Origin of the sequence: Lactobacillus xylocopicola, from assembly GCF_033096005.1 — a bacterium.
GTDB classification, from domain to species: Bacteria; Bacillota; Bacilli; order Lactobacillales; family Lactobacillaceae; genus Lactobacillus; species Lactobacillus xylocopicola.
The window spans coordinates 655,013-677,511 of record NZ_AP026803.1 but is presented as its reverse complement, the minus strand read 5'-3'; the positions used below and the strand labels follow the sequence as shown (position 1 = coordinate 677,511).

Here is a 22,499-nt window from a genome sequence, read left to right as displayed (position 1 = left end):
CGGCCCACTAGCCGACTTTTGTATTATCTGCGACTTCTACGCATTAATTCAATATTTTTCAGAGACTTACCTGTACCCATCGCAACACAGTCAAGTGGGTCTTGCGCAATAAATACTGGAACCTTAGTTGCATCTGAAATGACGTCAGGCAGGTTCTTAAGGAGAGCCCCACCACCAGTTAAGACAATTCCGTGGTCAATGACATCAGCAGCAATTTCAGGCGAAGTTTGTTCAAGGGTTTCCTTGATTGCAACGATAATATCTTGAACAACATCTTGAATTGCTTCAGAAACATCGACAGCCTCAATATCAACTGACTTAGGCAAACCGGTAACTAAATCGCGCCCTCGAATACTGACGGCTTCTATTTCTTTCGCCTTTTCAACGGAAGCGGAACCGATTTGAATTTTAATATCTTCCGCCGTCCGTTCGCCAATCAATAAATTGAACTTAGAGTGGACATAGTTAACAATTGCAGTATTGAACTTATCACCAGCTTGTCGAATTGAGGAGGAGGAGACAATTCCGCCCAACGAAATCGTTGCAACATCAGTTGTTCCTCCACCGATATCAACCACCATTGACCCAGTTGGATCCATTACCGGTAAGTCTGCCCCAATAGCGGCAGCAAATGGCTCCTCAATCACGAAGGCTTCACGAGCCCCTGCAACGCGGGCCGCATCGATCACAGCCCGTTTTTCAACCTCGGTAACACCCGATGGTACACAAATCATGACTGACGGCTTGGAATTGCCAACTGTCTTCTCAATAAAATACTTGAGCATGGAGGCAGTGGTATCATAATCTGCGATTACACCGTCTTTCATCGGTCTAATGGCAACGATACTGGCAGGAGTTCTACCAATCATCTCTCTTGCTTCAGATCCGACCGCAATCACCTTATTGGTACGGGTATTTTTTGCTACAACGGATGGCTCCCTAAGAACAATACCTTTGCCTTCCATGTAAACAAGCGTATTGGCTGTACCTAAATCGATGCCAATATTCTTTGTTCCTAATCCAAACACGTAAATCTCTCCTTAAATACTGCAGTCTCTAAATCTTGAATTATTATAGCATAAAGTAGCATTTAAAAAAGATTTAGCTTACGACTTTAAGATGAATTTAACACAATTGTTGCTCGCGCATGCTCAGATAGTGTCCTTTACCCACAATAAAGTGATCCAAAAAGTCAATGTGTAATAATTTAGCAGCAGTCTGCAAACTTTCAGTAAAAGCAATATCACTCTTAGAAGGTAACAGGTTACCACTGGGGTGATTATGAACCACCAAAAGTCCAGCACAGGCATAAAGAACAGCCCAGCGGAAAACTTCACGCGGATGAGCTACTGACTTATCTAACGTACCCTGAAAGAGCTGCTTTTCCGCAATAATATGGCTACTATTATCAATATAAATGGCCCACAACTCCTCTTGTTTATGACCCGCAAGCTTATTAATTAGGTATGTTCCGACCTCGCTACTTGATGTCAGTACTGATTCGCGGTCAGGTAGGGCACCCCGCAAACGGTCTAGCAGATTTTCACAGAGCAGGGCCAAATCTTCATTACATGTTTCGCCTGATAGGTACTTGAGTAAGTCATTGAAGTTGTTAATCTTTAGTTGTCTTAGTTGTTGAGTTAGTTGGTCAAAGCTAGTAATATTCCTTTCGTTCAACTGATTAAACAACGCTCCCAACAATTCAACGTCAGTCTTTACCAAATAGCGATCGGCTTTGCTGATTTTCATCAAATCACTCCTTTCACTATTAGGTACGCCAAAAACTAAACTTTTTGCAAAAATTTTTTAAAATTTGGACAGACCATCAAGGCCAGTGCCTCGTCCTTTTTGCTAGCAGGTAACAAGTCAGGAATCATCACACACTCAACTCCGGCATTGACGGCGGCCTGCAAGCCCGTTGAAGAATCCTCAAAGGCCAAGACGTTTGCAGCGGGCAGGCCCAGCTTAGCAAGCGCTAAAAGATAGATATCAGGGGCAGGTTTAGGCTTGATCTGGTGTTTTTTGACGTCGGCTGAATTCAAGTGGAACTGAAAGTAATTACGAATACCTGTTACCCACAGATTATGCTCAACTACCGCTTCCGTATTGCTGCTAACAATCGCCATGGGCAGACCCAACTGCGCAAAAGTGTCAAGTGCTGCTTGAACGCCCGCTTGCAACTTCAACTCACCTTCATCTGTCCATTGCCAGGCTAATTCATCGGTGCGCTTAATAAAGCGATCGCGCTGCTCGTCATCAGCAAAATACCGGTGGTAAAAGGCGGTCATATCAGCATTGGTTGAACCAACTAGGCTTAAGTACACATCGTCTGAAAGACCTAAATTTGCTTCTTTAGCTGCCTGGATATTGGCTTTCCAGTATAGTCTTTCTGAATTAACCAACAAGCCGTCCATATCAAACAAGATACCTTTAATATCGGCTTTACTTCCCTGTACCCGCATTTTTATCCTCCATTTGCAAAATATTACCAACTAAGTAAAATGACCCCGTTACCAGCAGTATATCATTTGTCTGACTAGCTTGTCGCATTTCCCGGTATGCTTCTTGCCAGTCGGGCTGATAAGGGTATTTCTGCTGAACCCAGCCAGGAAAATCCGCTTTTTTGGCAGCACGTTGATAGTCAAGCGTCGTCAACTCAACTTCTTCGGTCTGATTAAACAAAGCAAAAACCTGCTCCATATCTTTATCCTGCATCATCGTCAGTAAGATACGCAAGCGCCCCCGCCGGTCCACTTGTTCTTGGCGAACAAATGCTAGCAGACTTTGCATTGCTTGCACGTTATGGGCGCCATCCAAGATAACTAGTGGGCGCTCTTGCACGATTTGATATCGGCCCGGTATCACAGTCTGGTTAATTGCAGCTGCAACTTCGCCACTGCTAAGTGGCAAGTGCAGCAAGCTAAAGGCGCAAATGGCAAGCGCGGCATCAATTTCTTCGACTTGGGGTCTACTGGTTAATTTTACCGTGTGGAATTTATCTGAATAAAGTATCTTCCTTCCCCAAGTTAATGAAAAGTCAAGCCCCAATCTCTTTACTGGAGCTGCTTCTGCTGCTGCTTTATGGGTAATAATGGGCAGCGCTTCTGCCGGAATATAACCAAGTACAACTGGACGCTGAAACTTGATTACTCCACTCTTTTCCTGAGCGATTTCCTTGATAGTCGGTCCAATAACTTCTTCATGGTCAAGTCCGATCGTGGTGATTATGCTAACTTCTGGTGTAATCACATTAGTCTTATCATGTTCACCTCCAATCCCCACCTCAATCACAGCATAGTCGCACTTCTTTTGGACAAAATAAACAAAGGCTAGTACTACCTCATACTCAAAGATAACGAGGCCAAAGTCAGGATCTTGCCGCTGCACCTGCAGAATTGCTTCTTCTACCTGATTGGCGACGTTGACCAAGTCGTGATCACTAATTCTTTCTCCATTCAATTGAATTCGTTCGTTAAAGCTAAAGACATAGGGGGAAACAAAAAGGCCCGTCTTTTGACCGGCCTTTTGCAACAAGTTGCTTAGGTAGTAAGAAGTCGAACCTTTGCCGTTCGTTCCCGTTACATGCACCGTCTTCACCTGATTCTGCGGATTACCCAGAATTTGTAGGACCCGGTTGATATAGCTTAAGTCGGCTTTTGGGTGCAAACGCGGCAGTGCATATAAATGGTTGATCACTGCTTGGGCACTTGTAAAATTCACGTTACTCACTCTTTTTTAATTCCTGAATTCTCTGCTTGACGCTTTCAAGCTGGTGCTCATAGTCGGCCTGCTTGGATTTTTCTTTGGCGATTACCGATTCCGGAGCATGAGCCACGAAGCCTTGATTACTCAGCTTTTTACTTGACCGTTCAAGCTCATCTTTGAGGCTTTGTTCTTCTTTTTTCATGCGCTGAATTTCTTCATCCACATCAACTAGGTCAACCAAAGGCACAAAAATCTGAGCGCCGGAGATGACCGCAGTCTTGGCCAACTTAGGAGCAGCAATTTGACCGGCAATCGTCAACTTCTTAGGATGCAAAAAATTCTTAACATAATCGGTATTATCTGCTAAAATCTGCTCATTTTCAGGGTCTTCAAGTTGAATCATAATATCGATCGGCGCAGAAAGCGGGGCGTTAACTTCCATACGGATGTTGCGGACAGCCTTAATTGTTTCGATTAAGAAGTCCATCTCATGCCGGGCCTGATCGTCAACAAATTCATCATGAGTTTCTGGATACTTAGCCACCATAATTGACTTGCCCTGGTGTGGCATCGACAGCCACAGTTTTTCGGTCACAAATGGCATAATTGGGTGTAACATGCGCAAAATTTGATCCAAAATCCAGACTAGATTATCTTGTTTTCGCACCTTTAAGGTCTGATTTTCGCCATTTAAGGCAACTTTCGCCATTTCAATGTACCAGTCACAGAAGTCATTCCAAATGAAGTTGTACATTTCCCGACCCGCTTCGCCGAATTTATATTCATCAAGCAAGCGAATAACTTCACCTACCGTATGGTTTAAACGGTCAAAAATCCAGCGATCAGCTAAGTCAAAGGAAGCAGTATTCGGCTTGTGGGCTGGTTTTGTCTCAGCGGGTAAGTTCATAATCACAAACCTAGACGCATTCCAAACCTTATTAATGAAGTTCCAGGCGGCAGACAGTTTCTTGGGGTTGTAGCGTGTATCTTGGCCCGGAGCAGTACCATTAAGCAGGAACCAGCGCAAAGCATCAGCACCATATTGGTCAATCACGTCCATCGGATCAACCCCGTTGCCTAGAGACTTGCTCATCTTGCGTCCTTGTTCGTCACGAATTAAGCCGTGCAAGACAACATCGTTGAATGGTTGCTCATGCGTGAAGTGCAAACTTTGAAAAATCATCCGCGAAACCCAAAAGAAGACAATATCATAACCAGTGACTAAGGCATTGGTAGGGAAATAGCGCTGGAAATCAGCGGATTTTTCATCCGGCCAGCCTAGCGTTGAAAATGGCCACAGCGCACTTGAAAACCAAGTATCCAGCACATCGGGGTCCTGCTCCCAGTTTTCAATATCTTCAGGTGCTTCTTCACCAACGTACACTTCACCGGTTTGCTTCTGGTACCAAGCCGGAATCCGATGGCCCCACCACAATTGCCGCGAAATTACCCAGTCGTGAACATTTTCCATCCATTGCTTGAAGGTAAGTTCAAACCGCTCGGGCACAAAATTGACCTTGTCAGTAGTTTCCTGATTTTGCAGCGCCTTTTCGGCTAACGGCTTCATCTTAACAAACCACTGTGTTGACAAGCGAGGCTCAACCTGAACACCCGACCGCTCCGAGTGCCCAACTGAGTGCACAATCGGCTTAATCTTAATGAGATAGCCCTGCTCTTTTAAGTCTTTAACCAGCATTTCACGACACTCAAAGCGATCCATCCCCGCATATTTGCCGGCTTGCTCATTCATTGTCCCATCGTCGTTCATGACATTAATCCGCGCCAACTTGTGCCGGTTACCTACCGCAAAGTCGTTCGGGTCATGTGCCGGTGTGATTTTTACTAAACCCGTCCCAAATTCAGGATCTACGTGTTGGTCTTCAATGATCGGAATGTGACGGCCAATTAGAGGCAGAACCAGTTCCTTACCAACAATGTCCTTATAGCGATCATCACCATGGGCTACGGCAACGGCCGTATCACCAAACATGGTTTCTGGACGGGTGGTAGCAATCTCAACAAAGCCAGAGCCATCGGCGAACGGATACTTGATGTGATAGAAGGCACCCTCGTCATCCTGGTGGATAACCTCAATATCACTCAGGGCTGTCTGCAGTTCCGGATCCCAATTGATGATATATTCTCCGCGGTAGATCAGCCCCTCTTCGTATAACTTAACAAAGACACGCCGCACTGCCTTAGATAGACCCTCATCTAAAGTAAAGCGTTCACGGGAATAATCAAGGGACAAGCCCATCTTAGCCCACTGACTCCTGATGATGCTGGCATACTCATCCTTCCAATCCCAGACTTGTTTAACGAAGGCCGTACGCCCCATCTCATGTCGATTCTTGCCCTGGTCACGCAATTTGGCCTCAACTTTAGCTTGAGTAGCGATCCCAGCATGATCCATCCCTGGCAAATAAAGCGTATCAAAGCCTTGCATCCGCTTAAACCGGATTAAGGCATCTTGAATAGCCGTATCCCAGGCATGACCCAAGTGCAACTTACCCGTCACATTAGGTGGCGGAATAACAATTGCATAGGGGTGTGCCTTTTGCTCACTTGATGGCTTGAATAAGTCCTGGTCAAGCCACTCTTGATATCTTCCCTGCTCAACCGCTTGCGGGTCATATTTAGGTGCTAAGTCTGTCATCATTTTCCTCCAATAAAAAAGTCCTAGACATCTTGTCTAGGACGATATAATTAACCGCGGTACCACCTAAGTTAAGCCAGCATAAATGCTGCTTCTCTTTCATTGTGATAACGGCGAATTGCCGGGCCGGCTTACTATTGGTTCAGCTGACCAGACCAACCAAGCTACCAATTAACCCTTAGCCTCTCACCACCAATGGACCATTCTCTGTTTACCGGGTTAACACCTCTTGGTTATTACTTTGTCAACATTATAGCACTTTTTTTAGAGTAATGCAGCATCTTCTTGGGCTTTATCAGCCAAAAACTGGTCATTCGGATAAATGGGCGTGATCTCAATTCCTGCTAGTGCACGATCAATTAGTGCACTGGTATCCAACCGTGCTTCATATTCACGAGCTTTGTCAACCTTAGGCTTAGTCTTGGGACGAGGCGGAGCAAAAATTGTGCAGCAATCTTCAAAGGGTTGAATAGAAAGATCAAATGTCCCGATTTTTTCAGCCAAAGCAATAATTTCTGTCTTATCCATCGTGGCTACCGGTCGCAACACCGGTGTGGTGGTAACATCGTTAATTGCCGCCATTGATTCGAGTGTCTGCGAAGCAACTTGACCAACCGACTCGCCATTAAAAATTGCCAGACCCCCGCGTTTTGCCCGAAGCTGGTCGGCCAGCCGCAACATAAAACGGCGCTGAATCGTCATCAAGTAGCCTTCAGGGATTTTGGCTTTAATCGTCTCCTGAATTTCCGCAAACGGCACGGCAATAAAGTTAATGCGCCCAGCATAATTGGCTAAAATACCAGTTAATTCCTTAGCTTTATTCAGCGCCTTCTCAGTAGTATATGGTGGACTATAAAAGTGAACCATGTCAATCTCAACTCCTCGCTTGAGTGCTAGATAGGAAGCAACCGGTGAATCAATCCCGCCAGACAACATCATGACAGCACGACCACCGGTACCTACCGGCATGCCACCGGCACCGCGAAGTAGTTGGCTAGAAAGGTAAGCCGCATCCTGGCGCACCTCAATTCGAAGGACCAAGTCAGGTTGCTTCATCTCAACTTTTAAGTTATCCATTTGACCAAACAAGTAGTCCCCAATCATTTGGTTTAACTCGTTAGTATCATAAGCAAAGTTGTGGTCGCTACGCCTGGTATTAACCTTAAAAGTCATTCCCGGCTTAAATGTCGCCTTCATCAAAGCAAGTGCTGTCTCTTCAATCATCGTTAAAGTTTTTTTGATTTTGATAGTCGGCGAATAAGTTTGAATCCCAAAAACTTTTTTAAGTCGTTGATCGACGTCAGCAAAAGGTGCTCCATTAAGAATAATGTGCATGCGGTCATGCTTGGGCCGAATTTCTACTTCCGGAAAGTCACGTAAGACTTTGGTCACATTGCCAGCTAGCCGACCGATAAAATCCTTGCGATTCTTTCCCTTAGTTGAAAGTTCACCGTAGCGAACCATAATTTCAGTGTATTTCATTCCTTTATTCTCCTAAATGATTAATTGGGGCAAAGTGTTGGTAAATCTCCTCAAAGACCCTGATAAACTCTTCAGCTTCTGCCATCGTATTGGTCTCATCAAAGCTGAGTCTAATGGCACTAGTCGCTACTCGATCAGTAATCTGCATCGCTGACAAGGTGCTTGCTGTAGCAGACCGAGTAGAAGCACAAGCTGAAGTGGTCGAAGTGTAGATGTCGTATTCTTCTAGCGTGTGGACCAATGTCTCCCCCCGAATACCAGTTAAGGCAAAGCAAAGTATGTGCGGAGCAAAATTCAGAGAAACTGGTGAAAAAATTTCAATTCCCGGTTTAGCTTGCAAGTAGTCAACTATTTTGCGCTTGATAGCCGCTTCCCGATCAGCCTTTTCCACTTCATCAGTAAGTAGCAAACGCAGTGCCTTGGCCATTCCCGCTATTGCTGGCAAATTTTCCGTTCCGGATCGTAAGCCCTGTTCTTGACCACCACCATCATGGAGTGGCAGTATCATTTTACCGGCTTTTTTATAGAGGATGCCAGTTCCGCGTGGTGCATGAAATTTATGTGCCGATAAACTGACTAAATCAACCCGAGGAGTGAAGACTCGTGACCAAATATTTTTACCAATAGCCTGCACATTATCAACGTGAAAGTTGACGGTCGGATAATTGGCAAGCAAGTCACTAATGTCCTCAATTGGTTGAATTGTCCCAATTTCATTATTGACCCCCATAACTGACACCAGTGTGGTGTCACTATCCAGAGCGGCGCGCAAGTCATTAACATTGACCCGGCCAGCTTTATCAACTGGCAGGCGCGTAACCCGAAAGCCTTGGTTTTCCAGCGCAGTAAAAGCATTGGCCACCGAGGCATGTTCCACACTTGAAGTAATTAAATGTTGGCCAAATGTTTGTTTTTGCCAGGCTGTACCCTTAATGGCCCAATTATTGGCCTCGGTTCCGCCTGAAGTAAAAAAGAGTTCACTAGGCTTTGTTCCTAAGAGGTCAGCGAGTTGTTCGCGTGAGCTTGCTAACAATTGGGCTGCACGATCACCCAACCGATGTAAACTCGAGGGATTTCCCCAGATTTCTCGCGCCACTTGGTCATATGTAGTCAAAACTGTTGGGTCAATCTTGGTTGTTGCGCTATTATCAAAATAAATCACTAATCTTTGCTCCCCTCAAACAATCCTGCATAACTTAACAATTGTAGCTTAAATACTGACTTCCTTCAATTGATAGTCCTTGTCCAAGCAAAAAGCAGTTCTAAGTTATCTCTTTAAAACTGCTTACCACATAGCGCTTTATTGATTATTTTCTGAATAATACAGGTTCTCAAGCCGCTGATATGAACCAGGTTCAACTTTTTCAATGGCCGTTGCAATTGTATCCAGGGCATCCTTATAGTTATATTCCTGGCCGTATAGTGCCATGGTCTCTTGTTGAGCCTGCTTGATGACACTGTTTCCCGCATATTTGTTTGAGTACTGCATGGTCAGTTCAACTAGGTCAGAGGAGCTAATAATGTCATCGGCCTCACGCTTCAAACGTTCAACATCGTCAGAAATCTGAATTAATTCGTTGGAAATCTTTTCCATATTTATGCGAACTTGACTTAGTTCTTTAGCCACATGGCCAATCTCATTGACCACCAAAGTGTACATCTGGACAAAGGTGTCGGGTTTACCAGGCAGTTTTTTGCGTTCAAGGCGGCGATAGATCAAGGAAACTTCTTGCTTAAACTCGTTAATCGAATCATTAGCAACATTTTCTGCGTCATACAAACCATCTACGTCTTGGGCCATTGTTTTCTGCTCAGCGGTGATTTCACGCAAACGCTCAAGCATGCTTAGCCACGAAGCTTTAATTTCCGAATATACCCCTTTACCATCCGCTAAATTTTGCGTATCAACGGTATATTGCCGGTTCATCTCATTGATTTCCTGCTCTAGCTGCCGGCTGGCGGCCAGTTCACCATGCGTCAGTTCATAACTTTCATCAATGTGGCGCAATTTTTCAACCAAATTCTTGGACTCAACTTGTTCATGGGCTAGGAGGCGCTGAATCTTGTCCTGATTATCTTCAACAAAGGGACGTGCCTTATACTCCTTGGTCAAAACGTCATACAAGTGGGTTATCGCAGACTTAATTGCGGTAATTCGTTGCTCCAGTTCAGTAGTTTTTAGTTCTGCCAGCAGTTTGCCAGCTTCATCAACCTGCAGGTGCAACTTTTTGATTTCGGCAAGTACGTCAATTTCAGTTATATAATACTGCAACGACATCATCTTTTTATAAGTATCAGAAAGTTCCCTGAGCTGCTCTTGAAAGACCGTATCGAGTGCTTGACGCCCTGCTCTAATCTTAGGCAAAATACTGCTAATTGAGCTTAGCGCTACTTTGATTTGAGATAAAACCCGCTTGGCCTCCACCTGGTCACCCTGGGCAGTTAAACTTTTTGCTTCAGAAAAATCACTTTCGATCGCTGACAGGTCATTTTCAATTCGGTCAATAGCATTACCGTACTCATAGGAATCGGCCAAGACTGACTTGCGTAGTTTTTGATAACTTTGGTTTAGATCATCGTACTGAATTTGGTTTTCCCGATTGGATTCAAGTAACTCGGTAAAAACTTCTTTGGTGTTTTTAGCATCACTATAAGTCGGCCGCATAACTTCCTGGGCCGCTTTAATAGTCTTATGAGCCTTTAGCAATTGATAGTGGGCATTCTGTTCAGCTGCTTGCTCCAACAGCTCTTGCACTTGCGGAATTTTTTTACTGGAGGCTTGCTGGTAACTCTTGCGCCAAGTCGTGAGCGTTGTCAAACTTTCACCAGCCAGATCCATCTTGTCGAGTTTGACAATGTCGGCAGCTAGGTCCATCTGTTCAATCTTCGAAATCATGTTGTCAAGTTCAAGAATTTCGCGCAATTGCCGCCGATTGACCACTAACATAAGGGCCACAACAAAAATAATGATTAAAATCGCAATAATTACAATAATCGACTGGGTTGATGACATAATTTTCCTCCAAAAACTACCCCAATTATACCAAATTTATCTTATACTGTGGAAACTGTTTTCGAACCGTCATAACAGAGTTCAGGTAACAGGAATAATAACCCAGAAAAAAGTCTTTTTCCAGCTTTTTCTACCATATATATGCTAAATTGGTGATTTTTCTTGCTTTAAGCCGGCCAGACCGCTATAATATGGGACGTGTAAAATATTTGCAGCTATAAGTGGCAAGAACGTCAACATCTTAATACGTTTTAGTGAACGAGTAACCGACGCTGCAACAGGCGAAAATGAAAATTAAGATGCACGAATGCTGAACTTATGTGTAATATTTTACTCCAAAAACTGTCAGCAGATTTTATTGGAGGATTTTATGTCAAGATATACAGGTCCAAGTTGGAAACGATCAAGAAGATTAGGTATCTCACTTTCAGGTACTGGTAAAGAACTTAGTCGGCGTAACTATGCGCCAGGTCAACACGGCCCTAACTCACGCGGTCGCCTGTCAGAATACGGCGAACAATTGCACGAAAAGCAGAAGCTGCGTTGGATGTACGGCCTGAACGAGCGTCAATTTAGAACTTTGTTCAAGCGGGCCGGTAAGATTCGTCAGGGCGAGCATGGTACCAACTTCATGGTTCTGCTTGAATGCCGCCTGGACAGCCTGGTTTACCGTCTTGGCTTTGCCACTACTAGAGAACAAGCTAGACAATTAGTTAACCACGGCCATATTACTGTTGATGGCAAGCGCGTTGATATTCCTTCATATGATGTCAAGGTTGGTCAAATCATTGGCCTCAGGGAAAAATCAAAGAACTTGCAACAAGTCAAAGATGCACTTGAAGCAGTTGTGGGCCGCCCATCATTTGTTTCATTTGATGACAATAAGGTGGAAGGTTCTCTTGTACGTCTTCCAGAACGTGACGAACTGGAACCTGAAATTAACGAAGCCCTAGTTGTTGAATACTACAACAAGCTACTTTAATTTCTTCAATCACAAAACCCCTTTCCTCCTGGGAAAGGGGTTTTTGTTACTCGAAAGGAAGTTTAGCAATGTCCGATGATTTAAATACCAGAATCGAAAATGCTGCCCAAGGGATTACCCCCCAAACGCGGCCCGATGAACGCAGACAGTTTCTCGGTTCTTTACGTGAACGCGTTTTGCTGCGCATGAATAACACCGAAGTCGAAGATCCCCAGTTAACTCAACAGTTCTTGCTACACTTTAAAGACTTCAGGGGCTATTCCATTTTGGTCAATGGCAACCTCCACAATGACTTTTTAAACCAAGTCGAATTAAGTTGCAGTAAGTACGACATTCCATTCACGCTAGTCAATAATGAAACAGCCAAAACCGGCCCAACTGATACCGCGATCTTAGTAGTCGCCAAAACGGCCATTAATAAGCTGCGCGTTGAAATTGGTCAGGTGTACGCACCAGAAATGCCGAAATCCGAGCTAAGTCAGAAAACTGGCTCCGAAAAGACTGGTTTTTGGCACCGGCTCTTTCATGGAGAATCATCATGAAGCCACTGGCTTATCGGATGAGACCAAAAAATCTGGATGAGGTCGTAGGTCAGCAGCATTTAATCGGTCCGGGTAAAATTATTCGCCGGATGGTTGAAGCCAAACTACTATCCTCAATGATTCTGTATGGTCCACCTGGAATTGGTAAGACTAGTATTGCCAGTGCCATCGCCGGTTCAACTAAGTATGCCTTTCGCAAGCTCAATGCGGCAACTGATGGCAAGAAGCAATTAGAACAGGTTGCAACTGAGGGCAAAATGAGCGGTACGGTCATTTTGCTATTAGATGAAATTCACCGCCTGGACAAAACTAAGCAGGATTTCCTCCTTCCCTTACTCGAAAAGGGAGAGATTATTTTAATTGGCGCAACCACGGAAAACCCATACATCTCCATTTCACCTGCCATTCGGTCACGTTGTCAGATTTTTGAATTAAAGTCTCTATCCACAGCAGATGTCAAGCAGGCTATTGACCGGGCCTTAAAGGATACCACGAATGGACTTGGAAAATACCAGGTTAAAGTCACTAATGATGCCCAAAAACTGCTCATTCAAAAAGGCAACGGTGACCTGCGTTCCACCTTGAATGGCCTGGAGCTTGCAGTTCGGTCAACCAAACAAGAAATGATTGCAGCGGGCAAGAGCACCGAACAAGGTTTTACCATCAACCAGGAAGAAATGGCAAATTCTATCCAATTGCGCAGTCAAAACTTTGATGCCAGTGGTGACGGGCATTACGACCTGGTTTCAGCTTTTCAAAAGTCGATTCGTGGTTCTGACACGGATGCCGCTCTCCATTATTTAGCCCGGTTAGTTGAATCAGGGGACCTTCCAGCTATCTGCCGGCGCTTGAGTGTGATCGCTTACGAAGACATTGGCCTCGCTAATCCAGCGGCCGCCCAGCATGCCATAATTGCTATTCAAGCAGCCCAAAGCTTGGGTTTTCCAGAAGCCCGTATTCCCCTAGCCAATGCCGTAATTGAACTAGCCCTCTCACCTAAGAGTAATAGTGCCATTAAGGCCATCGATCAGGCTTTAAACGACGTGCGCCAGCATGATTTTGGTGCCATTCCTGACAATCTGAAGGACGCCCACTACTCTGGAGCGGCTAAATTGGGGCATGGAACTAATTATGTCTATCCACACTCCTATCCAGGCGACTGGGTAGCCCAACAATATTTACCCGACAAGTTAACCGGTCAGCATTACTTTGACCCCAAGGGTAATTCGAAAATTGAAAAAGCTTTCCAAAAGCAGTATTTAGTCTTACAAAACATGCAAAAAGAAGGATTGAAGAAAAAGCCCCAGTGAATCAACCAAAACCAATAAGTTCAAGGCAAGAATTGGCTTTTGCTCAATTATCAGGGCCATAACAAGTGCACCAGTACTCTAACTAATGCCGTTATTCTGGTTGGATAACTTAAAAGTAGTTTACCCACAGTTGCAGCAACTTGCCTATAAAAAAGTTGACAAGTCCTACTCCATTAGCTTAGTATAATACTTGATCTGAGTTGACTGCTTAGTTTAATTGTATAAAGTTGACCGGTCAAACATAATACGTGCGAGATAGTAAATAACTATCGAATCGGAATACTATCAATTTTGCATAGGATCCATATTCGTCGTGATACTTCTCATTTTTTGAACACTGCGGGTTCAACAAGCACTGTTTTGCTATGTTTAGTCGACTCGGATTTCTTTGAAATTTATAAGAGAACGGTCTCAGGACCGTTTTTTGTGTGGAGCTTTTTTATGACTCTCAAAGTTTTTATGATCATCTATTTAATCGTTTTACTAACTACTGCCTACTACCTTTGGTACAATCGGACAGATCATTTTTTGATATTTAACCGTAAGAACAATGCAAATTTTCGGTCAATTATGTCTTGGACGGCGGTAATCCTATTTTTGGAAAGTGTTATTGGGTTCTTCATTTTGCTGTTGGGCAACCGTTACCTTAACCTAATTACGCTTATTCTCAGCTCAGTAACTATTTTTATTTTTAGCATTTTGATCAATCAAAAGGATTATTAATTCTGTGAAAATTTGGTAGAATAATGGTGAAAGAGGTGTTTTACATGACAAAACAATATCACCACATTCAAGTTGCCGTTGATGGTTCTAAAGAGGCTGACTTGGCGTTTAAAAAAGCCGTCGCGGCTGCTAAACGCAATGACGCCACATTAGAAATTTTACACGTTATTGATACCCGGTCGTTTCAAAATGTGTCAAGCTTCGACTCTCAAATGGTGGAACAGGTATCCGCCGATGCCAAGAAAAAATTGCAAGACTATTATGATACTGCCGAAAGTGCAGGCGTAAAAGACTCCCACTATGCTATTGAGTTTGGCGCACCAAAAGAAATTATTGCCCACCAGTTTCCGCAAAAGCATGATGTAGATCTAATTGTGATCGGTGCAACCGGGCTTAATGCAGTTGAACGAATCTTGATTGGCAGTGTGACTGAATACGTCACGCGAACAGCGGATTGTGACGTACTGGTCTGCCGGTCCACCGAAACAGCATGATAATTAGTTTTAATTAAAGTAAACAAAAAAGCAGTTCAATAATGATGTGAACTGCTTTTTTATGTTTAAAAGTCGCCAGCTTGACTGAACATGTAATCCTTATTATGGTACTTCATTGACAAAATCATCCCGATTCCAATCATGTTGCCAATCAGCGCTGAACCACCTTGAGAAATGAACGGCAATGGAATCCCCGTTAATGGTAGCAAATCAATGCTCATACCAATGTTTTCAAAAACGTGGAAGAGAATCATCATAATGACCCCAGTCGAAACGTAAGAGTAAAAGGCATTCTTAGTATCAAAAGTAATGCGGACCATTTGAATAATCAAATATAGGTAAAGCAGAATTACAGCCACACTGCCAATAAAGCCAAAGGATTCACCAATAACAGAGTAAACCATATCGGAGCCCCGCACTGGTACATAAACGCTCAGCTTACCAAAACCATTACCAAAAATTTGGCCAGAGCCAATGGCCTGCATGCTCAACCAGAGTTGATAAGCAACTGATGACGTATCGGTCGAAGGGTTAAGCCATGACATAATTCGTTTGAATTGGTAAGGTTGAAAGAAATGACTCAAGAATGACTGGCCGCCTGCCGTGGTAACCATAAAAATGACAATTGCGCCCAGAATAAAAACAAGCACAAACATTGGTGTAATGATTTTCCAGGAGATACCCGAAACCAAAATCACCCCACCCACAATTGCAATAAAGACCAGCATCGTGCCAAAGTCATTCTGCAACTTGAGCAGAATGGCAATTGGCAATAGCCAGGCCATAATCTTTCCAATCAGTAGCCAGTCATTGCGCAGCGTGTGCAGCAGTTTTTGATTGTGTTCGTGAACCACCCGGGCCAGCATTAAGATAAACGCGGGCTTCATCACCTCTGAAGGCTGGAAAGAAATGGGACCAACTTTAAACCAACTCTTTGCCCCCGTACTGCTTGCAACTGACCGGTTATAGAAGAACAAAACCGCAATTAATAAGATAATCCCAAAAGCATAGACATAAGGTGCTATTCGAAAGAGTTGCTCTGCATCAAATTGGATAACAAATACTACGATTCCAAGGGAGATAACATACCATAGCCCCTGCATGAGGACCGCTTTTAGCGGGCTCCCCATATGACTGGGGTCATCAACTGCTGCAAAATAAATTGCATAAAGACCGACCGCCGCCAACAACAGCACCGGAACCACAATCTTCCAAGCTATCTGGTCAAACAGGTTAGTCTTATTTTCTACTTTTACCATTAAAAATCACTGTCCATTATTTTTCATGTAGTGCAAAGTAAGACAGCAAATCATTGATACTGCTCTCTAGGCTCTTGGCATACAAAACATTATTCGTTTTGCTAGTTGTTGCGCGGTAGCGTCCGGAACCCTTCTCAATTGTTCCAATGGTCTTTTTATTGGGAATGATCACTTCCCAGGTCGGATTTTCTTTCCCCTTTAACTCATTAATTTCAACATTAATATTTTCTGGTTTCTTTGACATAATAGCTCCTACTTCGTTGATGGGTGGAATTTTTTGGCAATGATTTCATCCTCGTATTTTTCTGGATGCGGATTACGAAAAATCGTAAACTCATCAGGTACAGGATCGACCCCGCCGCGGACGAAAGGATTGCAACGCAAAATCCGGCATAAACCCATAATTAGCCCCTTGAGCGGTCCCATCTTAGTTAAAGCATCAATCATATAAGTTGAACAGGTGGGATAGTAACGGCAACTCTTAGGTAAAGCCGGTGAAATAACCCTTTGATAAAATTTTACCAGGTAAATCAAAATTTTACGCAAAGTAATCTCCTAATTAGCCAAGCTGATGCTTCTCAATGTTGTTAAGCAAAATCCCCGTGCCTAAGGCAACCGCTTCAAGCGGTTGATCGGCCGTTAGCACTGGCACTTTCAAGTAATACGAAATTAGCTTATCAATATTTTTTAGCAGAGCCCCGCCTCCAGTCAGCATAATGCCGCGGTCAATAATATCTGCTGAAAGCTCAGGCGGAGTCTTTTCGAGCACATCCTTAGTTGACGCAATAATGGTCATCAAGCCATCATGCAACGCCTCCTGAATTTCTGGCGCCGACACCGTCACTTGCTTGGGTAAGCCATCAACGACGTCCCGCCCGCGCACAGTAATTGTCTGCTCCTGATCCGGCTCAAAGGCACTACCAATTTCAATTTTAATCTGCTCAGCAGTTCTTGAACCAATCAGTAAGTTATGCTTATTCTTAATGTATGCCACTACGGCCTGGTTCATGTGATCCCCGGCAAAACGCAATGACTGGCTGGTAACAATTTCACCCATCGACAAAACGGCAATATCAGTGGTGCCGCCACCGATATCAATCACAATGTTGCCCTGAGGTTTGAAAATATCTAACCCGGCACCAATGGCCGCAACTTTAGGTTCAAAATCGAGGTAAACCTTACCACCACCAGATTTTTCGGCAGCTTGAATAATAGCTTTCTGCTCAATCGAAGTAACCCCAGTTGGTGCACAAATCATGATGTTTGGCTTGGACATGAAACCCTTGACGTTAAGCTTTTCAATGAAGTATGAAAGCATCGCTTCAGTAATATCAAAATCAGCGATGACGCCGTTTTTAAGTGGGCGAACAACCCGAATATTACCGGGAGTCCGGCCAACCATCATGTATGCTTCAGTTCCCACTGCAACTACCTTATTTGTACTTGTGTTAACAGCAACTACAGATGGCTCATTCAGTACAATTCCCTTACCAGAAACGTTAATGAGCACATTGGCTGTTCCTAAATCAATTCCTATATCTCGTGCCACGATAATCCTCCATAAATATTCATTGTATATTCTACCATAAAGGCAGGCAAGTTTGACGGGAACTTAGGTCACTTTACCAAGTTTTAAAAGAAATTCCGTAGCTGCATTGACGTATCCATGAGGGCAATCAAAAAGTTCCCCACTAAAAAGCCTAAGGCAATTGCGCTGAAGATGAGCAGTAACTGGGCTTCAAAAACTCTCCCCTTGCGGATAATTTTTTCGACTTGGACATTTTTCATTATTTGAAATGATAAGGCAATCGTAAATAGGTAAATAATAATACTGATTAGGGCGTGAACACCTAGTTGAAACATCTTAATTCTCGCTTTTCTCTAATTAAACAAAAACGGATACACACTTTTGGTGCATCCGTTTAAAACTCTAATACTAGTTACTGGAATTGTAAACACTAATTCTGTTCGCAGCCCTTTTCAACGCAACTTGAGCACGTTCAAGTGATTGTTGATCATGACTGGCCTTAGCTTCTTCCATCGCCGCTTGTGCTCGTTTTCTGGCCGCTTCGGCCCGAGAAACATCGATGCTGCTCGAACGCTCAGCACTATCAGCAATGATTGTGGCAACGTTATCAGAAAATTCAAAATAACCACCTGAAACAGCAATATGATTAACTGTCTCATTGTCTTCACGACTGCGTTTAACCCTGATTTCACCAATTGCTAGTGGGGTTAAAAGCGGTAAGTGATTATACATGACTGAACGTTGCCCATCAATTGCACGCATCTCGACGAGACTACAACGATGGGAAAAGACCAAGCCATCAGGAGTTACCACATTTACTTTGAAAAGTTTTTCTGGATCTGCCATTTGACATCACCCTACTTTTCTAGCAATGCTTTAGCTTCTGGATCGCTAGCAGTTACGCCCATCGACTGCGCTTTTTTCAAAACGTCTTCAATTGGACCAACACTCCGAAAAGCATCTTCTGGTAAGTCATCGAGGTGACCATCCAGAATCATCTTAAAGCCCTTAATCGTTTCCTTGATCGGAACATAAGAACCGGGAACACCGGTAAACTGCTCTGCAACAAAGAAGTTTTGTGACAGGAAGAACTGAATCTTCCGTGCCCGACTAACAATTACCTTTTCTTCATCAGACAATTCATCCATTCCTAAAACAGAAATGATGTCCTGTAATTCATGGTAACGTTGCAGGACGTGCTGCACTTGGGTAGCAACTTCGTAGTGCTCCTGCCCAACAACTTCCGGATCCAAGGCACTAGAAGTGGATTGGAGCGGATCAACAGCTGGATAAATCCCCTGCTCAACCAAGCTACGCTCCAAGTTGGTCGTTGCGTCCAGGTGAGCAAAAGTTGTGGCTGGTGCCGGGTCAGTATAGTCATCGGCTGGCACATAAACGGCCTGAATTGAAGTAATCGAACCTTTCTTAGTCGAAGTGATTCTTTCCTGCAATTGACCCATTTCTGTAGCCAGCGTCGGTTGATAACCAACCGCACTTGGCATCCGTCCCAGCAAGGCCGAGACCTCGGAACCCGCTTGGGTAAAGCGGAAGATGTTGTCAATAAAAAGTAACACATCTTGCCCTTCAACATCCCGGAAGTACTCAGCTAAAGTCAGTCCGGTCAAGGCTACCCGCATTCTGGCACCAGGCGGCTCGTTCATCTGACCAAAGACCATCGCGGTCTTGCTCAAAACGCCCGATGCCTTCATTTCGAAGTAAAGGTCATTACCTTCACGCGTTCTTTCACCAACACCGGTAAAGACAGAAATACCGCCATGTTCTTGGGCAATGTTGTGAATCAACTCTTGAATAATCGTCGTTTTACCAACACCAGCACCACCAAACAGACCAACTTTACCACCACGAACGTAAGGCTCGAGTAAGTCGATAACCTTTATTCCGGTTTCAAGAATCTCCTGACTAGTAGTCAATTCATCATATTTAGGTGCTTCCTTGTGGATGCTATCACGATCATGATCTTGACCAAACTCGGGTCCATTATCAATCGTGTCGCCTAAAACGTTAAACACCCGGCCCAAGGTATCACTGCCAACTGGTACTGAGATTGGGCCACCAGTATCTTGGACTTTCATCCCGCGCATCAGACCATTGGTAGATTCCATGGCGATTGTTCTAAGGACCCCATCACCAAGCTCTAGCGTAACTTCAAGGACAATCGTCTCGTCTTTGGACTTAATTACACGCAAAGCATTATTAATGTCAGGTAGGCCTTTATCAAGTGGAAATTTTACATCGACCACAGGGCCGATTACTTGAACAACTTCACCTTCACTCAAAATATCTACCTCCTTTTCTCTAATTATTTCAAAGCATTGGCACCACTGACAATTTCAGTAATTTCAGTAGTGATTTCTGCTTGTCTTGCACGGTTTAACTTAGTAGTTAGACTTGAAACCAGATCATTAACATTGTCCGTTGCACTCTGCATGGCTGTCATCGAGCTTGCATGCTCGGATGTTTTGGCATCCAAAATTGCACCATAAATAGTCGACCGCGCATATTGCGGAACTAAAGTGGTTAAGACTGCATTAACATCAGGTTCAATATCATATTCTAAATCTTTGTGCGCTTCAGCTTCTTTAATGCCAATATCAATATCGACAATTGGTAGCATCTTTTCAACCCGAAATGCAGATGACAAAGAGTTAACGTGGTGGGTATAACAAACGTACAACTCGTCGTAAACTCCGTTCAAATACATTTTAATCGCCGTTGAAACAATTGGCAAAACCTCATCAAAAGTCGGCACATCAGTGATCGCATTGTTTTCATAAACCACGTTTAGGTGATTTTTCTTAAAAAACTCCGCACCAACTGAACCAACTGCCAAAATCTTGATGTCCCGGTGCTGGGCTCTTGAATCTTCAACTAGTCCCATCATATTTTTTATGACTGCACTATTATAAGATCCAACCAAGCCCCGGTCACCAGTAACAACTAAATAGCCGGTAGATTTGACTTCTTTACGTGCTTGAATCATATCAGAGATAATTCCGAGATCAAACACATTTTCATAGTCAATTTTACCCATACTATCAGTATCCACCTTAACGTTTTCACGATGTAGGTGGTTGATAACTTCAGCACTCATTAGGCGCGACAGGGTATTGCGAACATGATCATTATAGGTCGTGTAGCCCTTATCGCGCTTTTCGGTTTGGTTTAATTTTGCCGCGGAAACCATTCGCATGGCCTCCGTGATTTTACCAGTTTGCTTAACTGAAGCAATTTTATTCTTCAACTCAAGTAATGATGCAGGCATAATTACCTCCTAGTTATTACTTGGTGAAAAGCTATCTGCAAATGCGCTAAGTGCAGCTTGTAACTCTTTTTCATCAGGTAATTCACCAGTCTCACGAATCTGCTTAAGCAAGTCTGCGTGAGCATTATCAAAGTTATCATATAGCTCTTTTTCAAAGCGTGCGATATCTTCTACCGGAACGGAATCCAGGTAGCCGTGAGTCAAAGCGTACAAAATGACAACCTGCTTTTCGACCGGAATTGGGTCGTGCAGTGGCTGCTTCAATACTTCAACAACCCGGCGACCACGGTTCAGCTTGGCTTGCGTTGCCTGATCCAAGTCGCTACCGAACTGGGCAAAACTCTCCAGTTCGTGGAAGGCGGCCAGGTCGGTACGCAAGGTACCCGCAACCTTCTTCATCGCCTTGATTTGGGCACTACCACCAACCCGGGAAACAGAGTTACCAGCGTCAATCGCCGGCCGTGTCCCTGCAAAGAACAAGTCACTCTGCAGGAAGATCTGGCCGTCCGTAATTGAAATCACGTTGGTTGGAATATAAGCTGAGATGTCTCCGGCCTCGGTCTGGATGAACGGTATTGCCGTCATCGATCCTCCGCCCAGGTCATCACTCAACTTCGCACTACGCTCTAAAAGGCGTGAGTGCAAGTAGAAAACGTCACCCGGGTAGGCTTCACGACCAGGCGGACGACGAAGGAGCAAGGAAAGTTCACGGTAGGCCACGGCTTGCTTGGAGAGGTCATCAAAGACCACCAGAACATCCTTGCCCTTGTACATGAATTCCTCACCCATCGCGGTCCCAGCGTACGGTGCAATGTACAGCATCGGTGCCGGTTCACTTGGTCCGGCTTCCACCACAATCGTATAATCCATTGCACCGAAACGCTTCAATGTTTCTACCTGGGTTCTAACCGTTGATTCCTTTTGTCCAATGAAGACATAAATACAAATTACGTCTTGACCCTTTTGGTTCAAAATGGTATCGATGGCCAAACTGGTTTTACCCGTCTTACGGTCACCAATAATGAGTTCACGCTGACCCCGGCCGATTGGAACGAGGGCATCAATTGACTTGATACCGGTTTGCAGTGGCTGATTAACCGACTGCCGTTCCATCACGCCTGGAGCCGTGTCCTCGATTGGCCGCGTCTTCTTCGTCTTGATTTCGCCTAACCCATCGACTGGCTGACCCAAAGGGTTAACCACCCGACCGATTAACTCATCGCCAACCGGAACCCGCATAATTTGACCGGTTCTCTTGACTTGGTCGCCTTCTCGAATATTGTCAAAGTTACCTAAAATAATGATACCAACATCATTTGATTCAAGGTTTTGAGCAATACCATAAGAACCATTGTCAAATTCCAACAATTCATTGGCCAGAACATTATTCAATCCGTGAGCCCGGGCGATACCATCACCTATGTAAGTCACAACTCCAACTTCTTTAATGTCGAGTTTGTCATCATAGTGTTCAAGCTGCTGCTTGATCAAAGAGCTAATCTCTTCTGCTTTTATGCTCAAT

Annotated in this window: 22 protein-coding genes; 5 read left to right on the top strand and 17 right to left on the bottom strand. The window is 44.1% G+C overall.

What is annotated here, in order from left to right:
• Window positions 1–23 precede the first annotated feature (23 nt).
• The 8 genes from R8389_RS03465 to ezrA form a co-directional block, all read right to left on the bottom strand.
• A complete protein-coding gene (locus R8389_RS03465) occupies window positions 24–1,028 on the bottom strand; it encodes a rod shape-determining protein (RefSeq protein WP_317638093.1) in 1,005 nt (334 codons plus the stop codon).
• Between the two features lie 97 nt (window positions 1,029–1,125).
• The gene (locus R8389_RS03460) at window positions 1,126–1,749 is read right to left on the bottom strand and encodes a JAB domain-containing protein (protein ID WP_317638092.1); all 624 of its coding nucleotides are present in this window, start codon (window positions 1,747–1,749) and stop codon (window positions 1,126–1,128) included.
• Between the two features lie 35 nt (window positions 1,750–1,784).
• Window positions 1,785–2,462, bottom strand: a complete 678-nt coding sequence (locus R8389_RS03455; RefSeq protein ID WP_317638091.1) for an HAD family hydrolase — start codon at window positions 2,460–2,462, stop codon at window positions 1,785–1,787.
• Window positions 2,443–3,720, bottom strand: a complete 1,278-nt coding sequence (locus tag R8389_RS03450; RefSeq protein ID WP_317638090.1) for a bifunctional folylpolyglutamate synthase/dihydrofolate synthase — start codon at window positions 3,718–3,720, stop codon at window positions 2,443–2,445. The genes R8389_RS03455 and R8389_RS03450 overlap by 20 nt, the downstream gene beginning before the upstream one ends.
• Window position 3,721: 1 nt before the next feature.
• Entirely contained in the window at window positions 3,722–6,361 is a 2,640-nt protein-coding gene (locus tag R8389_RS03445; protein ID WP_317638089.1) for a valine--tRNA ligase, read from the bottom strand.
• A gap of 264 nt (window positions 6,362–6,625) precedes the next feature.
• Window positions 6,626–7,843, bottom strand: a complete 1,218-nt coding sequence (gene thiI, locus R8389_RS03440; protein WP_317638088.1) for a tRNA uracil 4-sulfurtransferase ThiI — start codon at window positions 7,841–7,843, stop codon at window positions 6,626–6,628.
• A gap of 4 nt (window positions 7,844–7,847) precedes the next feature.
• Entirely contained in the window at window positions 7,848–9,005 is a 1,158-nt protein-coding gene (locus R8389_RS03435; protein ID WP_317638086.1) for a cysteine desulfurase family protein, read from the bottom strand.
• A gap of 138 nt (window positions 9,006–9,143) precedes the next feature.
• The gene (ezrA, locus tag R8389_RS03430; RefSeq protein WP_317638085.1) at window positions 9,144–10,856 is read right to left on the bottom strand and encodes a septation ring formation regulator EzrA; all 1,713 of its coding nucleotides are present in this window, start codon (window positions 10,854–10,856) and stop codon (window positions 9,144–9,146) included.
• Window positions 10,857–11,226: 370 nt separating this feature from the next.
• Here ezrA and rpsD point away from each other — a divergent pair, with 370 nt between their 5' ends.
• The 5 genes from rpsD to R8389_RS03405 all read left to right on the top strand — a co-directional run bounded on the left by rpsD (window position 11,227) and on the right by R8389_RS03405 (window position 14,907).
• The gene (rpsD, locus tag R8389_RS03425) at window positions 11,227–11,838 is read left to right on the top strand and encodes a 30S ribosomal protein S4 (protein WP_317638084.1); all 612 of its coding nucleotides are present in this window, start codon (window positions 11,227–11,229) and stop codon (window positions 11,836–11,838) included.
• Window positions 11,839–11,906: 68 nt separating this feature from the next.
• Window positions 11,907–12,380 (top strand): YueI family protein, encoded by a 474-nt coding sequence (locus tag R8389_RS03420; RefSeq protein WP_317638083.1) that lies wholly within the window; start codon window positions 11,907–11,909, stop codon window positions 12,378–12,380.
• Complete coding sequence (locus R8389_RS03415) at window positions 12,377–13,690, top strand: replication-associated recombination protein A (RefSeq protein WP_317638082.1); 1,314 nt, start codon at window positions 12,377–12,379, stop codon at window positions 13,688–13,690. The genes R8389_RS03420 and R8389_RS03415 overlap by 4 nt, the downstream gene beginning before the upstream one ends.
• Before the next feature lie 441 nt (window positions 13,691–14,131).
• The gene (locus R8389_RS03410; protein ID WP_317638081.1) at window positions 14,132–14,413 is read left to right on the top strand and encodes a hypothetical protein; all 282 of its coding nucleotides are present in this window, start codon (window positions 14,132–14,134) and stop codon (window positions 14,411–14,413) included.
• A 44-nt stretch (window positions 14,414–14,457) separates the two neighbouring features.
• Window positions 14,458–14,907 (top strand): universal stress protein, encoded by a 450-nt coding sequence (locus R8389_RS03405; protein WP_317638080.1) that lies wholly within the window; start codon window positions 14,458–14,460, stop codon window positions 14,905–14,907.
• Window positions 14,908–14,972: 65 nt separating this feature from the next.
• Here the strand turns inward: R8389_RS03405 and R8389_RS03400 are convergent, their stop codons facing one another.
• From R8389_RS03400 to atpA, 9 genes are all read right to left on the bottom strand, one after another.
• Window positions 14,973–16,166, bottom strand: a complete 1,194-nt coding sequence (locus R8389_RS03400) for an FtsW/RodA/SpoVE family cell cycle protein (protein ID WP_317638079.1) — start codon at window positions 16,164–16,166, stop codon at window positions 14,973–14,975.
• Between the two features lie 16 nt (window positions 16,167–16,182).
• Window positions 16,183–16,410 (bottom strand): DUF2969 domain-containing protein, encoded by a 228-nt coding sequence (locus R8389_RS03395; RefSeq protein WP_317638078.1) that lies wholly within the window; start codon window positions 16,408–16,410, stop codon window positions 16,183–16,185.
• 8 nt (window positions 16,411–16,418) lie between these two features.
• Window positions 16,419–16,712 (bottom strand): membrane protein insertion efficiency factor YidD, encoded by a 294-nt coding sequence (gene yidD / locus R8389_RS03390; RefSeq protein WP_317638077.1) that lies wholly within the window; start codon window positions 16,710–16,712, stop codon window positions 16,419–16,421.
• A 13-nt stretch (window positions 16,713–16,725) separates the two neighbouring features.
• Window positions 16,726–17,715: a rod shape-determining protein gene (mreB, locus tag R8389_RS03385; RefSeq protein WP_317638076.1), complete on the bottom strand. Its 990-nt coding sequence runs from the start codon at window positions 17,713–17,715 to the stop codon at window positions 16,726–16,728.
• Between the two features lie 83 nt (window positions 17,716–17,798).
• Window positions 17,799–18,029 (bottom strand): DUF1146 domain-containing protein, encoded by a 231-nt coding sequence (locus R8389_RS03380; RefSeq protein ID WP_317638075.1) that lies wholly within the window; start codon window positions 18,027–18,029, stop codon window positions 17,799–17,801.
• A gap of 73 nt (window positions 18,030–18,102) precedes the next feature.
• Complete coding sequence (locus R8389_RS03375) at window positions 18,103–18,540, bottom strand: F0F1 ATP synthase subunit epsilon (protein WP_317638074.1); 438 nt, start codon at window positions 18,538–18,540, stop codon at window positions 18,103–18,105.
• Between the two features lie 11 nt (window positions 18,541–18,551).
• Entirely contained in the window at window positions 18,552–19,991 is a 1,440-nt protein-coding gene (atpD, locus tag R8389_RS03370) for a F0F1 ATP synthase subunit beta (protein WP_317638073.1), read from the bottom strand.
• Between the two features lie 23 nt (window positions 19,992–20,014).
• Window positions 20,015–20,977: a F0F1 ATP synthase subunit gamma gene (locus R8389_RS03365; RefSeq protein WP_317638072.1), complete on the bottom strand. Its 963-nt coding sequence runs from the start codon at window positions 20,975–20,977 to the stop codon at window positions 20,015–20,017.
• Window positions 20,978–20,986: 9 nt separating this feature from the next.
• Window positions 20,987–22,498 carry a F0F1 ATP synthase subunit alpha gene (gene atpA, locus R8389_RS03360; protein WP_317638071.1) on the bottom strand — a complete coding sequence of 504 codons (1,512 nt, stop codon included), beginning with the start codon at window positions 22,496–22,498 and terminating at the stop codon, window positions 20,987–20,989.
• Window position 22,499 lies beyond the last annotated feature (1 nt).

Coding starts and splice junctions, on each gene's coding strand:
- rpsD (WP_317638084.1), top strand. CDS start 11,227: ATGTCAAGATATACAGGTCCAAGTTGGAAACGATCAAGAAGATTAGGT.
- R8389_RS03410 (WP_317638081.1), top strand. CDS start 14,132: ATGACTCTCAAAGTTTTTATGATCATCTATTTAATCGTTTTACTAACT.
- R8389_RS03460 (WP_317638092.1), bottom strand. CDS start 1,749: ATGAAAATCAGCAAAGCCGATCGCTATTTGGTAAAGACTGACGTTGAA.
- R8389_RS03420 (WP_317638083.1), top strand. CDS start 11,907: ATGTCCGATGATTTAAATACCAGAATCGAAAATGCTGCCCAAGGGATT.
- R8389_RS03365 (WP_317638072.1), bottom strand. CDS start 20,977: ATGCCTGCATCATTACTTGAGTTGAAGAATAAAATTGCTTCAGTTAAG.
- R8389_RS03455 (WP_317638091.1), bottom strand. CDS start 2,462: ATGCGGGTACAGGGAAGTAAAGCCGATATTAAAGGTATCTTGTTTGAT.
- thiI (WP_317638088.1), bottom strand. CDS start 7,843: ATGAAATACACTGAAATTATGGTTCGCTACGGTGAACTTTCAACTAAG.
- R8389_RS03445 (WP_317638089.1), bottom strand. CDS start 6,361: ATGACAGACTTAGCACCTAAATATGACCCGCAAGCGGTTGAGCAGGGA.
- R8389_RS03415 (WP_317638082.1), top strand. CDS start 12,377: ATGAAGCCACTGGCTTATCGGATGAGACCAAAAAATCTGGATGAGGTC.
- ezrA (WP_317638085.1), bottom strand. CDS start 10,856: ATGTCATCAACCCAGTCGATTATTGTAATTATTGCGATTTTAATCATT.
- R8389_RS03405 (WP_317638080.1), top strand. CDS start 14,458: ATGACAAAACAATATCACCACATTCAAGTTGCCGTTGATGGTTCTAAA.
- R8389_RS03400 (WP_317638079.1), bottom strand. CDS start 16,166: ATGGTAAAAGTAGAAAATAAGACTAACCTGTTTGACCAGATAGCTTGG.
- R8389_RS03380 (WP_317638075.1), bottom strand. CDS start 18,029: ATGTTTCAACTAGGTGTTCACGCCCTAATCAGTATTATTATTTACCTA.
- R8389_RS03395 (WP_317638078.1), bottom strand. CDS start 16,410: ATGTCAAAGAAACCAGAAAATATTAATGTTGAAATTAATGAGTTAAAG.
- R8389_RS03375 (WP_317638074.1), bottom strand. CDS start 18,540: ATGGCAGATCCAGAAAAACTTTTCAAAGTAAATGTGGTAACTCCTGAT.